The 14,946-nt window shown below is 66.3% G+C and carries 16 protein-coding genes and 3 tRNA genes; 4 read left to right on the top strand and 15 right to left on the bottom strand.

Features of this window, described 5'->3' with window-relative positions; all coding sequences use genetic code 11:
* Positions 1-17: 17 nt before the first annotated feature.
* The 6 genes from CCN39_RS02545 to CCN39_RS02520 form a co-directional block, all read right to left on the bottom strand.
* Entirely contained in the window at positions 18-1,649 is a 1,632-nt protein-coding gene (locus tag CCN39_RS02545; RefSeq protein ID WP_086838185.1) for a replication initiator, read from the bottom strand.
* Positions 1,649-2,035 carry a hypothetical protein gene (locus CCN39_RS02540; protein ID WP_086838184.1) on the bottom strand — a complete coding sequence of 129 codons (387 nt, stop codon included), beginning with the start codon at positions 2,033-2,035 and terminating at the stop codon, positions 1,649-1,651. The genes CCN39_RS02545 and CCN39_RS02540 overlap by 1 nt, the downstream gene beginning before the upstream one ends.
* Entirely contained in the window at positions 2,032-3,600 is a 1,569-nt protein-coding gene (locus CCN39_RS02535; protein WP_208630113.1) for an FtsK/SpoIIIE domain-containing protein, read from the bottom strand. Before CCN39_RS02535 ends, CCN39_RS02540 begins: the two co-directional genes overlap by 4 nt.
* Positions 3,601-3,937: 337 nt before the next feature.
* Positions 3,938-4,186 (bottom strand): AMED_5909 family protein, encoded by a 249-nt coding sequence (locus CCN39_RS02530; RefSeq protein ID WP_086838183.1) that lies wholly within the window; start codon positions 4,184-4,186, stop codon positions 3,938-3,940.
* Positions 4,170-4,445, bottom strand: a complete 276-nt coding sequence (locus CCN39_RS02525; RefSeq protein ID WP_086838182.1) for a hypothetical protein — start codon at positions 4,443-4,445, stop codon at positions 4,170-4,172. Before CCN39_RS02525 ends, CCN39_RS02530 begins: the two co-directional genes overlap by 17 nt.
* Positions 4,446-4,733: 288 nt before the next feature.
* Positions 4,734-5,195, bottom strand: a complete 462-nt coding sequence (locus CCN39_RS02520; protein WP_086838181.1) for a hypothetical protein — start codon at positions 5,193-5,195, stop codon at positions 4,734-4,736.
* Between the two features lie 139 nt (positions 5,196-5,334).
* On the opposite strand from CCN39_RS02520, the gene CCN39_RS02515 reads away from it, so the two are divergent.
* Positions 5,335-6,084: a GntR family transcriptional regulator gene (locus CCN39_RS02515; protein WP_086838180.1), complete on the top strand. Its 750-nt coding sequence runs from the start codon at positions 5,335-5,337 to the stop codon at positions 6,082-6,084.
* A 61-nt stretch (positions 6,085-6,145) separates the two neighbouring features.
* Here the strand turns inward: CCN39_RS02515 and CCN39_RS02510 are convergent, their stop codons facing one another.
* The 8 genes from CCN39_RS02510 to CCN39_RS02475 form a co-directional block, all read right to left on the bottom strand.
* The gene (locus CCN39_RS02510) at positions 6,146-6,529 is read right to left on the bottom strand and encodes an SCO5389 family protein (protein ID WP_086838179.1); all 384 of its coding nucleotides are present in this window, start codon (positions 6,527-6,529) and stop codon (positions 6,146-6,148) included.
* 137 nt (positions 6,530-6,666) lie between these two features.
* Positions 6,667-8,310: an RNA-directed DNA polymerase gene (locus CCN39_RS02505; RefSeq protein WP_086838178.1), complete on the bottom strand. Its 1,644-nt coding sequence runs from the start codon at positions 8,308-8,310 to the stop codon at positions 6,667-6,669.
* Positions 8,311-8,748: 438 nt separating this feature from the next.
* Positions 8,749-9,345 carry a hypothetical protein gene (locus tag CCN39_RS02500; RefSeq protein ID WP_086838177.1) on the bottom strand — a complete coding sequence of 199 codons (597 nt, stop codon included), beginning with the start codon at positions 9,343-9,345 and terminating at the stop codon, positions 8,749-8,751.
* Between the two features lie 416 nt (positions 9,346-9,761).
* Positions 9,762-9,835: transfer RNA gene (locus CCN39_RS02495), tRNA-Phe, on the bottom strand.
* 31 nt (positions 9,836-9,866) lie between these two features.
* Positions 9,867-9,940: transfer RNA gene (locus CCN39_RS02490), tRNA-Asp, on the bottom strand.
* A 21-nt stretch (positions 9,941-9,961) separates the two neighbouring features.
* Positions 9,962-10,034 (bottom strand) — tRNA-Glu (locus tag CCN39_RS02485).
* A gap of 117 nt (positions 10,035-10,151) precedes the next feature.
* Complete coding sequence (locus CCN39_RS02480; protein WP_086838176.1) at positions 10,152-10,928, bottom strand: SCO6745 family protein; 777 nt, start codon at positions 10,926-10,928, stop codon at positions 10,152-10,154.
* A 150-nt stretch (positions 10,929-11,078) separates the two neighbouring features.
* Positions 11,079-11,333, bottom strand: coding sequence for a hypothetical protein (locus CCN39_RS02475; RefSeq protein WP_086838175.1), 255 nt, complete (start codon positions 11,331-11,333; stop codon positions 11,079-11,081).
* 713 nt (positions 11,334-12,046) lie between these two features.
* Between CCN39_RS02475 and CCN39_RS02470 the strand changes: the two genes are divergently transcribed.
* Positions 12,047-12,487 carry a hypothetical protein gene (locus tag CCN39_RS02470; RefSeq protein ID WP_244210586.1) on the top strand — a complete coding sequence of 147 codons (441 nt, stop codon included), beginning with the start codon at positions 12,047-12,049 and terminating at the stop codon, positions 12,485-12,487.
* A 109-nt stretch (positions 12,488-12,596) separates the two neighbouring features.
* Here CCN39_RS02470 and CCN39_RS02465 read toward each other — a convergent pair whose 3' ends face one another.
* Positions 12,597-12,800 carry a cold-shock protein gene (locus CCN39_RS02465; protein ID WP_003097368.1) on the bottom strand — a complete coding sequence of 68 codons (204 nt, stop codon included), beginning with the start codon at positions 12,798-12,800 and terminating at the stop codon, positions 12,597-12,599.
* Between the two features lie 425 nt (positions 12,801-13,225).
* Between CCN39_RS02465 and CCN39_RS02460 the strand changes: the two genes are divergently transcribed.
* Positions 13,226-14,467 carry a L,D-transpeptidase gene (locus CCN39_RS02460; protein ID WP_167454954.1) on the top strand — a complete coding sequence of 414 codons (1,242 nt, stop codon included), beginning with the start codon at positions 13,226-13,228 and terminating at the stop codon, positions 14,465-14,467.
* Positions 14,468-14,636: 169 nt separating this feature from the next.
* Positions 14,637-14,942, top strand: a complete 306-nt coding sequence (locus tag CCN39_RS02455) for a hypothetical protein (RefSeq protein ID WP_086838173.1) — start codon at positions 14,637-14,639, stop codon at positions 14,940-14,942.
* Positions 14,943-14,946 lie beyond the last annotated feature (4 nt).

Raw genomic sequence — 14,946 nt, 5'->3', positions numbered from 1 at the left:
CTTCTCCCCCATGTTGATCAGGCTGCGAGCTGAGTTGCCGAAGTTTCCGGACCGTCCCCTGGTGGTCCGGCGGCAGCGAGTAGCGCCCGGTCGTACTCGGCCTTCCACGTGATCCGTTCCGCGATCGCCCGCATCACTAGGTGCGGCCGGGGCGGAACCTGCGGGTCTCCCGGTTCGACCTTCCGCCAGACCAGCCGGGTCGGACCCGGTTGTGGTTTCTCGATACCGATCGCGGCCAACGCCTGCGTGACGAACGTCTTGCGGTCGGCTTTGTGGTCGTCGAGGGTCTTGCCCGACCACTTGCGCGACACCAGCACCCGCCGCCCCGGCAGCCCGAGCGTGGTCCGGCGGTGAGCCCGTCCCTTGCAGTGGCCGGGGGTGGTCTTGCTGCTCGCACCCTTGGGCTGGATGCCGTAGAGCAGCCACACCGCGCAGCGCGGCGAGCACGGCGTGACCGACAGCTCGGCGTGCAGCCGGTCGTGGTGATCCCGCAGCCGCGCCGTCTCCGCCTCCACTACCTCACCGGTGGACTTGGTGAGGTACTTGGTCAGGTAGCCGATGTGACGCCCGGCCTCTTCGGTCCCGCCGAGGATGCCCTTCGAGTGCACCTGCCGCCCGAACACGACGACGTGCGCCGGTTCCTCCACCTGGTCAACCGCGTTGTCCCAGCTGGTCAGCGGTTGCCGGGTGTCCGGGTCGAGGAACATGCGGGTGTCGCTGTCCCAGACCGGCAGCCGCTCGGTGTAGACGATCTGGTCGTGGTTGGGCCACCAGACCTGGTGGTAGGTGGCTTCGGTGACCTGGCGGATGACGTCGTGTGGGATCGCCCCGCGGATCGCCGCGTGCAGGTGTGGCGCCGTGCGCTTCTGCGGTTCGACGGTGGCGAAGTACTGCGCGTCCCAGCCGACCACTCGTCGGAGGTTCTGCCACCACCGGTCCACCAGCGCCGAGAAGTGCACCGCGTCCCGAGCCGCCCGCCGGTAGTCATATCGACTCGGGTCGACCGGCGAGCCATCGCCACGGACCGGGCCGTAAGTGTCGCAGGTCAGCGTGACGAACATCGACGGCCGGAACTTCCCCGCGTACTCCCGGCCCACGGTGGTCTTCGCGACCTTCCGCCGGGGCAGGTTCGGCGCGTCCTGCCGACGACGAGTCGACCGCTTCACCGCCCGCCTCGTCGGGACGTCGACGGCGGGCAGCCGACCGCGCATCCCGAGTTGCCGAAGTTCCGCATCCACATCCGTGATCTCGTCGCGCAGTTCCTCCGCCTCCGCCTGGTCGTGCTCGACCACCTCCCGGTACGCCGCCACCAGATCGGCGCGGTAGGTCAGCAACTCCTTGTGATCCTCCGAGGGCGGCTCGACGGCGAGGACTGGTTCTTCGGTCATGTGCCAGCCCTCGCGGCACTGGGCCTGTCGCAGCGCCTTCGCCTTCCGCGCGCACGGCAGGCACACCGACTCCACAGTGGAGCCGCACGGCACAGGCACGTACCGGAGTTCGCCGGTCGAGGTGTCCCCGACCTCCATCGTGAACGGGCGAACACAGACGCCGTGCTTCTCCGCCGTCGCCCGGATCACGTCAGCCGCCAGCGGGGTTCGCATCCGTTCAGCCCGGGTCCCGGTGGCCGGCTGGGTCTGTTCTTCCGTCATTAGGCGGCCACCTCCCCAGGGCGGGTCCATTGCCGAAGCTGGAACACGGGCATGTTCTGCCGGGCCCCGGCAGGCAGGTCCGGGAACACCGCCGGGTCGTAGGCGACGCCGCTGTACACCTCCACGGGAATGCCGCACGGCGTCCGGCCCGTGACCGACAGGTGCACCGAGTCACCATCCTGGATCCGCCACAGCGAGGCCGACACGTCATCGAGCGTGTTCGCCCAGGTCAGCAAGGCCCCAGCGACATCGGGCAACAGGTGGGCGTCGAGCTGGACCGTCAGCGGCTCCGACCACGTCCGCACGGTCAACGTCGCCACCGGTGGGAGCTGGTGCAGGTCGAGGTGGTCGCGGATGGTGTCGAGGAAGACCATCAGCCGGTTCACGCCGCCACCCCCTCAGCACCGCGCCGAGCGGCCAGGTCGACCACGCCGCCGTTCGTGACGTAGTGCTCCAGCTCCTTCACCGCGTCGTCACCGACCCACCCGGCCCGGATGCGCAGCGGCTCGCGGATGCCCTCGCCCCACACGTAGCCGACCCCGGCTTCCGAGTCGCCGATCCGGTTGGCCCAGGCGCCCCGTTCATAGGCGCCGTCGCCGAGGACCATCGGGACGTGCGTCTTCGAAGTCACCCGCAAGCACACACGGCGGGTGAACAGCTCCCGCACCGGGACCGTGTCCTTCGTCGGTTCCTGGACGTAGCCGCGAACGGTGATCCCGAGCGCTCGCCCCTGCGTGGTCAGCAGCGCGACGCGTTCGACGATCTGATCGCGGGTCTTGCGGTCGGTGTACTTGGTCAGGGCGCCGATCTCGTCGAACTCAAGCAGCTCCAGCGGGTGTTCGGTGCTGATCGGGACCGTTCGCAGGCGTCCGGCGAACTCGGCCTTGCGCGCCTCCATCGTGCCCACGAGGTCGTCCAGGACCTCGATCGCGTCCTTACCGGACACTGCGTACCGGGCGAAGATTCCGCGCCCGTAGGCCAGTTCCATGCCCTTGGGGTCGATCCCGGACATGCGGACCACGCCCGAGCGGATCGCCGAAGCAGCCGACACCAGCGGGCACCACATCACCGAGTTCTTCCCCGCGCCCGAGGCCCCGGCCGTCAGGCAGTGCGCGCCGGAACCGGACAACGGGACTCGCCAGTCCTGCCCGTACTCGGTGTGGCCGGACCACACGCGCCGCAGATCCACACCGGTCGCGTCAGCCGCCAGCAGATCGGGCACCAGCAACGAGTGCACGACCGAGCCGAGCAGGTCCCGCCGCTGGAAGTCGACCGACACCACATTGGGTTCCAGCTCCCGCACCTGGCACCGCGCGACCTTCCGCGCCGAAGCCAGCGCACGAGCGGCCTCATCGAAGTCCTCCGGCTTCTGGCCGGCCACGAGCTGAACCCGCACCTCATCCCACGACGGGCCCGACCGGACACCGAGGACCTTCGGCATCTGCACCCCGGCCTGCCGAGCGGTCGCCCGGGATGCCTTCCGACGACCGACCAGGTTCACCGTCACTTCCACCGGCAGCACGTCATCGCGAACGCTCAGGCCACATGCGTGCAGCCAGCCGGGAAGCTTGCGCCCGTAGACCGCCCAACGAGCCCACCATGAGCGCAGGAACCGCCAGCACCACTGATCGAACGACACGATGTCGACCAGTCGCCACAGGGCGAGGATCAGCGCCAGGCCACCGAGGACGAGCACGAGCGACAGCCAGCCCAGCCACCCGCACCACAGGTAGACCGCGACCACGGCCAGGCTGGTCCGCCACCGCGTCACTACCTGCGCCAGCAGCCAGAACGCCGCCTTGCAGGCCCACCAAAGGGCGACGAACACGATCACCATCGCGGCCAGCGCCTCGACCACCGACGCCAACGCACGGCCGATCTTGTGCAGCACCCATACACCCAGCCCCAGCACGCCCAGGGCCACTATGAGGAATCCCGGAGACAGGTTCATCACCGGCCACCCCGCAGCACCGCCGAGAGATCCAGCGGCAACGCCCCCAGGCACGGGGCGCACTTGGTTTCGCCGGGCAGCAGCCGAGCGAACCGCTTGCATTCCGCGCAGCGCGAGCGGGTGACCCCCACTGGCGCACGCCTGTTGCCATCGTCTAGCGTCTGCATTGTTCACATCCCACGGTTGTGGACAGCGCAGGAGCGGCATGGTTGGTAGCCGAGTTTCCGCTTCTGCGCCTTACGGTTCCGCGTCGCCGGAAGAGGACGCGTTTCATCGACGCACGACATAGCGCGCGTTTTTCGTTGCAGTGTTTGACTGTTCGTATGTCTACACGAGACTATTCAGACTTCGACTTGCCGCCCTGGATCTGTGTCGACACCTCCCCCGCCTTCCGGCGTTCATAGCCCGCCCAGTACAAAGCCTCGTGGTGGTGCCCCCGGTCGACGTCGGCGACCTTCTCGTACATCCGCGCGTTCGCCTGCCGGAAAGCCAGCCACACTGCCGGGTTCGCGTCCGGCGCCGGAAGACGTTCCGTTGCGATCTCGTGCGCGTCCCGCAGCGTGCGCGGCTCAACCGGCTTGCTCATCACGCACCAGCCGAGCCACCGCGCGAGCTTCGAGAAGCGCCGCCAGGTCCTCGGCGCCGTCGCGGAGCTGGCGAAGGAACTTCACGCATGCTGGCCACATCGCCGGGTCGTCCGGCGGCCGCAGCATCACCACGCACGGCGCCCCCGCGAGCACCAGCATCGGCGGATGCGTCGGCTCCGAACCAGTCTCCTCGACTGTCAGTTCCGCTTCCCGCCCGACGATCCACGTCACGCCGAGCCCGTCCCAGTTGGCCGTCATGCCGCCCTGCCTTGCTTGCCCATTCCTTCGCCAGCTCTTCGAACCCCTCGGCGGCCGACTCCAGAGCCGCGACGCACCACCAGGGCAGCCCCCGCGACTTGGCCAGCTCGTGCCACGCCCGCGACACCCGCTGTGCCGCACTCGCCGTGTTCTGAGCGTTCGTCGGCGACAGCACCGCAGCCCCGTGCTCCCAGGCCGCCATGTAGTCGCGGTACGCCTGCTCCCACGCCCGGACCAGCTCGTGAAACGCCGCAGCATTGCGAACCGGCCCGGACGTGTTCATGTCGCTCACGCCGCCTTGGCCGACGCTTCACCGGTCGCGGCCGACCGCGTCGACTTGGACCCGGAACCGCTTCCGGCCGCCTTGAAGCCGGTCGCACGGAAGGCGTAGGACAGGTACTTGAACTCCCCCTGCCCGGCCACCTTCGGCTCCGCCGTCAAGCCGTCCAGCTCGATCGGGCGCATGCCCGGCAGCGCCTCCGACGTCACCGGAACCGGCTGGACGTCGGCCAGAAGCGTGATCTCGAACGAAGCCCGCTTCGCCTTGGTCTCGTCCGGGTCGGTGACCGTGGCCTTCCACTGCCGCTTGCCGGTGGCTTCGTCGACTCGCTGCCTCGCGGGGCGTCCGGACGCGCGATCCTCTCGCGACTGGTACTCGTTGTCGGGTGCCACTTCGCCCACCAGCACCAGACCCTGCGGAAACGCGCTGTCGAACTCGATCGGGAACCGGTGTCCCTTCATGATCGCCATGTCAGAGGCCCTTTCTCAGCCGTTTGCGGCCTTGCCGCCGCCCCCTTGGTATGCCAAGGTCTCTCTAGGTATACCAAGGCTTGGCATGCCAAGTCAACTAAGCTGATCAAGCACGCCCGAACCAGGCAGGAGAGCGACCGTGCCCGAGCACATGTACGAACGCGTTGCTGACGTGCTGCGCGAGCGGATCGTCAGCGGCGATCTCGCCCCAGGCGACCGGCTGCCATCGCAGGAGGCGCTGAGCGAGCAGTTCGAGGTGTCGCGCATCGTCGCTCGCGAAGCCCTGGACCTGCTGGAGAGCGAAGGGTTGATCGATCGCGTCCAGCGACTCGGCGCGTTCGTCCGCCGGTATCAGCCGCTCATCCGCAGGTCAGAGCAGCACTACCGCACCAACCCCGGCGCCCCGTTCGCCGAAGAGGCCCTGGCCGCCGAGCGCATCCCCCGGTACAGCCACGAGACGTACCCGGATCGCGCGAGCGCCGACATCGCTCACCGACTGCAGATTCCCGTCGGCGCCGACGTCATGCGTACCGACTACACGTCGTACGCGAACGATGAGCCCATGATGCTCACGCACTCGTACGAGCCGCTGGAGATCACCAAGGGCACGGTGATCGAGCGTCCCGAGGAAGGCGTCATGATGACGGCCGGCCTGGTGGACCGCTTCACGGCTATCGACATGCGACCGACGCGGGTCGTCGAGAGACTTCGTTCGCGGATGCCCCGACCGTCGGAGACCGAGGCCCTAAAGCTCCGCAAGGGGACGCCGGTCGTGATCATCGTACGAACCACGTACTCGAACGAGACGCCCGTGGAAACCGCAGACATATTGTTGGACGCACATAGGTTCGAGCTTGAATACGTGCTCCGCGTAGACCCATTGCAATAGGAGCATGGAAATACGAAAAGTGCCCGCCGCGTTGGTTCGCGACGGGCGCTTTGTCGTATGCCTAGCAGTTGATCAGTTCGGGCTTCTGGTTGAGGATCTGCGCGCGCGGCGAGACGAACTCCTCGTACTCCTTCACCGCCGACGGGGCGAACAGGCCCGTCTTGCAGCAGTTCTGGAACGCCAGCCGGACGCCGTACTTCCGCTCGACCGCCCCGCGCATCGAGTCGCTGGCAGCGAAGCGCAGCAGCTCGCCCCACGCCTGGTCATCCGGCGGAACGGTACCGTCCTCGGCGACCGTCGCCCCGCCCTCGTACTGCTTGACCAGCCGCTCGACCACCGACCAGGCGTAGGGAAGCGAGTTCTGAACGCAGGCCAGGAATTCGTCATCGGTCATCGCGCCCGCCTGCGCCTTCCTGACCAATTCTTCCGGGACCGTCAACGACATCGCGGCACTTCCTCTCAGCGTCAACACTGCCGCAGTCCAGTTAACGCCCAATCTTCACTTTGCGCGACCACCCGTCAGTGTGACGTCAACGTCCACGCATCGTTACATAGCGGTCGGACAATATGGTAACCCATTCGCTAATCATGATCGAAGTCTCGCGGAACCTCCGCCGGTTTCCAGGAGTTGGCTTCCATCCACCGCGCCAGGAAAACGTTCGACGGCGACCTTTTAACGAGTGTTTCCACTAGGTTTCTATCTTTCCTAGCCTGAAGCAGGGTTAGGGCCAACACTCGCTCCAAGAGCGGATCATGAACTTCGTCCGCCCTGCTCCGCACAATCTCATAGGCCATATCAGGGTCAAGTTCTGAAATACGCTGACCAGCCATTGCAACGAGTTGCATATTATTACTAGTCGTGAGCCACTCACGCAAAATATCACGAAGACCGGAGGAGACTTTACTAGTCGGTATCGCTAGAGCCAACTGAGCCTTGACCCAGTCCACTCGACACCAGCCGCTCTTCAGATGTTCAATCAGCCACTCCGACAGCTCACCCCACGCTGGAATATCGTTTTCATCAAAGAAACTGGGAGCGCCAGGTTGACGTTCCACACCTTCCGCACCCGCGCCCCTCAAGTAGCGCCCCAGGGAGTCGGCAGCGTGAGGGATATTCTTCGCATTGTCCAACCAGGCGCGTGCACGATCGAAGTTTTCACTCTTAGTCAGCGAACTTAACGTCGCCCGCAGCCAAGGCCTTGCTGCATCGGCGCCTTCACGAAGTGCGACGTCTTCCAACTCGATGAGCTTTTCAACATCCTCTTCGCTGACCTCGCTTGCTTCAGCATCAAGGTTACCATCGTAGTCACTCTTAAGTTCTTTCCAAGCGATATGTACATCACGAACTTGCTCAAGGTCAATGGCGCGCACTATTTCTTCAGAGCGCGCCAGCCTCCCCTTAGCCGAGTTCAACTCCAACTTGTTCATGCGCGATATCTCTTGAAGCTCAAGATATAGCTGATAAAGCGAGACTTCGTCTCCAAACGCAACGATATCGTCCATCCAGCGCGCTACAATAGACACCCCGTGGCGACGCAGCGAGCTGGCAAGAACGTTATCAATCGGCAACATATAGAGATTAGCCAAAGCAGCGGAGCCGAAGCTGCGTTGCGGAAGCCCTGATCGCTGCGACAACTTAGAATGACTTCTAACGACGTGCGAGATGATAGCGAAAGAAGCGTTCTGACCGATTCTATCTCGAACAACATTCAAGAGACGATCGGTATCGATTGACGCAAAGAAAGACGTTATGTCAGCCTGCAGCCCGTAATCAAGCGAAAGCCCACCTCGAACATGGTCGATGTAGTTCGCCCATTCCTTATCATTGGTAGCAGCCTCAGACTGCGAGCCAGAATCAACCGGACTGCCCCCACGCGACTCTCGCCACCCAAATACAAATTCGGCAAGATCGCCGTGCAAAGATTTCATCGACGCACCGACAGCAGCCAAGTACCAAAAGCGCGAAAGGGGATCTTGGATTACAGCCGGCCTCGTGCCAAGATGCGTTTTCGGAACTTCCATTTTATGGAAGACCGGCTCATACTTGAGCTCCTTGCTCTTAGGGTCAAAGAACTCCGCCGCTGAGATCTTCTCTACGTTGGCCTGGATCCATCGGAACTCCGGCCACCCCCAGGGATCCCGGTACCAGTCTCCATACTTCTCCTGGGCAAACAGCTGAAGACCTCGGGAAAGGTCGAGCCCCAGATTACTCACGATCCCGCTCACCCATCGTCACCGTTGGAGTTCTTCGCAAGGCCCTCCATTCTGCCGTGATGCAGCGTAATAAGCCACTGCGTTGCCGAACTTGGCTCTATGGGATCAAGGCGCCGCCATCGGCGGCGCACCTCGGCTCCACACGGCGGCCCCGCCCGAGTGCGGCACGGACGGCCTGCCGCTCCGCTTCGGCCGCCGGCCGCCGGGCGGGCCGCCGAAGGTCACCTTGTGCGCAGCGCCGCCGACAGCACCACCCCAACCCGTCCCAAAAGCAAGAACGCGGCACCCGGTCGCATCGCGCGCGGAGTTTGGCCCTGCTCAACGCGGATACTCTCGGGTGCCGCGCTCTGCACTCTACGACCACACCGGCAGGCCCGCGCAAGATCGATGATCGATTTAGGCGAACACACTGCTCGAAGTGACCAGCCATCCCGGGCGATGACGAGCGCCCTAGTCGTTTGGCACCCCGAGATCGGTCCGCATACTGCTAAGTAGCAGTTGCTGCGCCTCGTCGAACACCCCTTGCCCGTCATAGAACGCCTCAGAGCCGAAGTCGTCGTCAAGACCTGGGATGACCGACGACCCAGCTGTGGCGGGGGCGGCATCGTCGTCGGCCCTGTCCGTAGTAGCCGCCTCCTCCGCCTCCAAGTCGACCGCATGGCCCCACCGCCACAGCGCGCTATAAGCGAGGTGCGCCAACTCGCGAACCTTCGGGGTTGCGTAGAGCTCCAGACGCAAGAGCTCCTGATAGGCGGGGAAGTTCCAGTCCGGATCGAGGGGCGGGCCCAGCTCCAACCCAGCGTCGTAGACCATCTTCGCGGTTGACCGCAAGAGTTCGTAGAAGGTGCTGTAGCCCAGACGGCGGTGTTCGAACGTTCTGGCAGCTTCCTCACGTTCCCAGAGAATTCGCTCGTGATCGCGTTCGCGTTCCCACTGCTGACGCTCACGACGGTCTGCTCTCCGTTGGGTATAGACCACGCCCGACAGCGCGATGACGCCGGTAATCAGGCCAGTGATCAAGCTGCCCCACAGCGTCGGGTTACTCATGCGTCCATCCTTGCCATCGGTGGTGCAGGCACAACGGTTGGCTGCTCCCTCGCAGGCGATCGTTTAACACCGGCCCGCCGCCATCAAGGGCGCCTGCGGCGTCGCTGCGCGATGAGCTGCGCTCACCCTTGACACCGACGACCCGGCGCCAACTGCGGCAGGGGCGAGGAAGACGGGGGCAGACAGCCACCGCCGCGCGGAAGAGGAGGACGGCATGCGCCGGATGTGTCGGAGCCCACATCAGCTCAGCATGTGGAGCCGCTACGAACTCGCGGAGCACCAGACCCGCCGTGCAACATACGTGCAACTAGCGACGGCCAACGGCGGTCAACCAAGGTCAACAGCGGCCACGGCCAAGATCGACCCCAGACACAAGAAAGCCGCCTTGACCTGGGTCAAGACGGCTTCTTCGAACGTGGCCAGGGCCGGGGTCGAACCGGCGACCTTCCGCTTTTCAGGCGGACGCTCGTACCAACTGAGCTACCTGGCCGGGAACGCCGGCAAGGAGCCGAACGATCTTGCGACCCTGACGGGACTCGAACCCGCGACCTTCGCCGTGACAGGGCGACGCGCTAACCAACTGCGCCACAGGGCCTTGCTTTACTACTGTACTGCGTACTCCCAACGGGATTCGAACCCGCGTTGCCGCCTTGAAAGGGCGGAGTCCTAGGCCGCTGAACGATGGGAGCCCGGTCGGTTTCGGGTGACCGACCGACCGCGCTCTCAGGTTCCCCTGGGAGCGATTACAAGCATAGGGCACGCCACCACCGCTTTGCACAGGGGGTTCCTTAAGCGATCGGCGAGGCTCAGACCTGCGCAAACGCCGCCAGATCCGCCAGGCGGCGCTCGAGCTCGGCCTGCTCCGGCTCGGGCAGCGCCGACGCCAGCAGTTCGCCGATCCGGTCGTCGGTCAGCGCTTCGGCTCGCTGCCAGCGGTCGCGCAGGTCCGGCTTGCGCTCCGCCGCCGCCACCAGCTCGTCAGCCGCGTCCTTGGGCCAGGCCGTGCGCAGGAGACGCGCGCGGCCGCCTTCCGGGTCCGCGATCACCGCCTCCGGGACCGACAGGCCCAGCGCGCGCAGGGCCGCGAAGTGGAGGCCGCCGCGCAGCTCGCGGAAGACCATCAGCGCGAAGCCGAGGCGCTCGATGTCACCCGTGGGACGCTCGGCGTTCTTCCACCCCGCGAAGAGCGCCAGACCACTCGCGTCCGCGGCGTCCACGACGCGGAACAGCAACTCCGCCAAGCGGGCGGGCTCCGGTACGGCCGAAAGGCTGACGCGCGACCACCGAGCCGATGACTCGGCGTAGGCGCGGACCGCGGCGGGTGCGTCGAGGGCGGCCGTCGCCGGCGGCAGGACGAACTCGAACAGCCAGTGCGGGAAGATGCCGAACAGCTCCGCGGCCACCTTCGGCGGGACGTCCCCGAGCACCGCCGACCGGCCCCGCACGTACAGCGAACGCGGCGGCAGCCCGACCTCCGCCTCGACCGCGGCCAGCTCCGGCGACGTCATGAACCGGCCGCCCAGCACCTGCACCACCGGCCTGATCCGGTTCGCCAGACCCGCCACACCTTCGACCGTCGTCATGTCGGTCCCCTTTCGACACGGCAACGGTAACACTGTTACGAAACCCGCGTCAAACACCACCCGACAGCCTGGCAATCACTTCCCGGAAAGCGGCACAACCAGCGGAAATATCACCGGACGGGCCCGGCGCCACACGCCGGACCCACCCGCTCAACGCTGAACCGGCGCCTGCCCGTCCTCATCCAGGTTCAGCCCCAGCATCTCCAGCAACTGAACACAGTCCTCGACCCCCAGCGCACCGTTCGCCACCGCCAGCCGAGCCCGCCGGACCTGATCATCCGACACCCGCTGCGCATCCGCCGCCCCACTCCGCTGCGCCGGCAACGCCCCGGCAAACGGCGCACTCCCCCCATCGGCACCTTCGTACCGAAGGAGGAACTGCCGCACTTCAACAGACCCGCTCATAGCCCCTCCACACGGCTCACAACAACTTGGCCGCGAGGCTAACCAGCACCGGCCACCACACACAGCCCCCCGGAGAGTGAACCTGAGGCCACGCTCCGCTCAACGCAGCGCAATCGGCACAGCAGAAGAAGAACCCCACCCGAACGAACGTCACCCCCGAGCCGAAGTGACACCACACGGGGAAATTTCCCGCTCTCCACTCGCCCAACCACCCAACTCGTGCAACAATCGAAGAGCTGACACACCCCCGGTCAGCGCCTGTGGAGATCCCCTCCGACCCCCGCGTTCCTCCCCCTGGCGCGGGGGTCCTCCATTTCTGGCCTTGCTCGGGCTTCGCCCTCCGCCAGCCCGGCATTTCGGCGTGCTGACCCGGGGGGCCGAGCCCCCCGGACCCCCCACGGTGCGGCCTGCTGCGGTCCCAGCGTGGCTGGTTCGCCTCGGGCGCTGCGCGCCCTGGCGAGCGTTGTCGGGCATTCGCCTCGGGCGCTGCGCGCCCTGGCGAGCTTCGTGCGGAACTCGCCCCCTCGCTCGTTCCTCGCTTACTTCTGCTTCGTTGTCGTGGGGTGATCGACTCGGTGGGTTAGGTGGGGGTTGCTTTGTGTTGGTGGGGGTTGGGCTTAATGGGTGAGGGTTGGGCCTAATGGGGAATGTTGGGGGCGTGTTGTAGCTCACAGTGGTTTGTGTGGCGAGATCTAAACGTTATCGTGGCGTTCGTGCCTCTTCCCTCCCTTGGCCGCTTGAGCAGCCGCACGAACCTGAAAGCCGCCGCGTCTTCCGGGCGTCATCGTGGTGCCGCGAAGCCCGTGGACGACGGTGTTGTCGAGGACACTGAGCTCACGTCGTACCTGGCGGCGCTGGCCCCCGACAACGACCTGGAGAGCACCGGGTCCGGCAAGCGGTTCGGTGAAGCCCAGGTCATCCAGCTGCGGATGAGCCTCGTGGCCAACCAGCAGCTCAAGGACATCGCCGCCGAACGGCAGATCTCGCCGCAGGCGCTCGCCCAGGAGTGGATCCTGGAGCGGCTCAACTGGGAGGGGCAGGCCTCCTCCGTGCAGGACCAGCGGCAGCAGCAGGCCGGCGAGATCAGCGACCTCACCGACGAGTTCCACTTCCCCGCCGACGCCTTCGACGCGCCGGCCGTGGCGCGGCGCTGAACCGCAGCGCCCACAACCCACGAGAAAGGGCCCCCGGCGAGATCGCCGGGGGCCCTTCACTCAGGCCTTAAGACGCGCAAAGGGCCTGTGAGGCTTGTTCAGCCTCGTCTCAGATCGCGCGGACCTTCTGGGCCTGCGGACCCTTCTGGCCCTGGCCGACCTCGAACTCCACTCGCTGGTTCTCCTCGAGGGTGCGGAAACCACGGCCCTCGATCTCCGAGTAGTGAACGAACACGTCGCCTTCGCCGCCGTCCTGCGCGATGAAGCCGAAGCCCTTCTCCGCGTTGAACCACTTCACAGTGCCTTGCGCCACCGCTGTACTCCTCGTTACACAGATCCGCTTCGAATGCCACCGAAGCGGCACCCCGACCGTCCCGGGCGGTTCCAACGAGACGAGTCAAGAGCGGGTCGGCTCCATGGCTCGCGTCAGAAGTTCCGCGAGTGTGAAGCCACGAACACGCAAAACGACGGCCTGAGAGCAGACTACCGGGATCTGGCCAAAGTTGAACCCCGTGATCGAGGCGAAAACCGGCTCTGCGCACCAAGGTCACCGGAACGTCGTAGGGCTCCCGCCCGGTTCTGTCGTACCCACCGGCTAGTCTGGCGCAGCACAGCGACACCGTGATCACCGGATACGGCTCGGAGTCGGCCGTGCCCCCTCCGTGAAAGCCTCTCCGGACCGTTGTGACGCTCGTCACTCCGACGTTACTCAACGTACCCGGTCCACGGGACGTCTCGATGGGGGGAAGCACCAAAGGGGCAAAGGGGATAGGTGTGACGGTGAGGATTTCCACGCGGCGCCGGGGCGCTGCCGTGGCACTGGGCTTGGTCGCCGTGCTCACGCTGGGGGCGTGCAGCAGCGAACCGACGGTCTCGGCGAGCGGTTCGTCAGGCGGGGGCCCGACCAGCTCGCCGGCACCCAGCGCGCAGCCCGCGAAGCTGACGGTGACGCCGGCGGGCGGCGCCCAGGACGTCGCGCCCGGCGAACCGGTCGGCGTCCAGGTCACCGACGGCACGATCATGTCGGTCACCCTGACCAACCCGGACGGCAAGCAGGTCCAGGGCCAGACGTCGGCCGACAAGAAGAGCTGGAACACCACCGAGCAGCTCGGCTACGGCAAGACCTACACCTGGTCCGGCCAGGCGCAGGGCTCGGACGGCAAGAACGTGCCCATCGCGGGCGCGTTCACCACGGTCAAGCCGAAGCGGCAGATGGCGGCCAGCCTGAACGTCGGTGACGGCCAGACGTACGGCATCGCGATGCCGATCGCGCTGAACTTCCCGAGCCGCGTCACCGACAAGGCCTCCGTCGAGAAGGCGCTGTCGGTCGAGACCACGCCGAAGACCGAGGGCTCGTGGGCCTGGATGCCCGGCGACGCCTCGGTGCACTGGCGGCCGAAGGAGTACTTCAAGCCCAACACGCAGGTGAAGGTCAACGCCAAGATCTACGGCGTCAAGATCGGCGACGGCGTGTACGGCAAGCAGGACGTCTCGGCGAGCTTCGCCATCGGGCGTTCGCAGATCGTCAAGGGCAACACCACGCAGCACACGATGCAGGTGATCCGCGACGGCCAGCAGATCGCCGACTACCCGGTGAGCTACGGCCTCGACTCCGACCCGGGCCGCGTCACGCACAGCGGCGTGCACGTCGTCATGTCGAAGCACGCGACGTACTCGATGAGCAACCCCCGGTACAACTACACGGACGTCAACGTGCCGTGGGCGGTCCGGATCTCCAACAACGGCGAGTTCATCCACGGCCTCGCGGCGTCGGTCTGGGCCCAGGGCAAGAAGAACATCTCCCACGGCTGCCTGAACCTCTCCCCGGCGCGGGCCAAGGAGTACTTCGACGGCGCCCTCACCGGTGACCCGGTCGAGATCACCGGCAGCACGCAGACGCTGAGCGCGAAGGACGGCGACTACAGCGACTGGACCTACGACTGGGCGAGCTGGCAGAAGCTGTCGGCGCTCGCCCGCTGAACCACGGCGAACACCGGGCGGCCGGGAAGTCCACTGCGGGCTTCCCGGCCGTTCGCGTTTCCGCCGCGAAACCCGCGAAATCCGATGCAACCCCGGTGATCACCCGCCGCATGACTAAGGGCAGAGGCGCAGCGATCCCCTGCCGCGCCCGCGAGAATGAGGAGTTGTCTTGCGTATCCGCATCGCCCTGACCCTCGGCGCGCTCGTGCTCGCCGGTGGCGCCCTGACCGGTGGCATCGCGCTGGCTTCGGAGGCGCAGGCGCCGAACCCGAGCCCGACCCAGGCGACCCGGCCGGGCGAGCCGACCGTCGCCCCGGCGCCGGTGAGCACCCGCCCGCAGGCGCCGACCGCGATGCCCGCGCCGCGCGAGACGAGCCGGCCCGCCCGCACGGGGCCGGCTCCGCGCGTCCCCCGCGCCGTCCCGGCCGGCCCCACCGGTGACCTGCACCTGCCGGCCGTGTGGGAGACCCGGTAACCAG

The sequence above is a fragment of the Amycolatopsis kentuckyensis genome (assembly GCF_002155975.1).
Taxonomy (GTDB): domain Bacteria; phylum Actinomycetota; class Actinomycetes; order Mycobacteriales; family Pseudonocardiaceae; genus Amycolatopsis; species Amycolatopsis kentuckyensis.
Note: the sequence above shows the minus strand (reverse complement) of the source record. Positions and strands in the feature narration are given on the sequence as shown.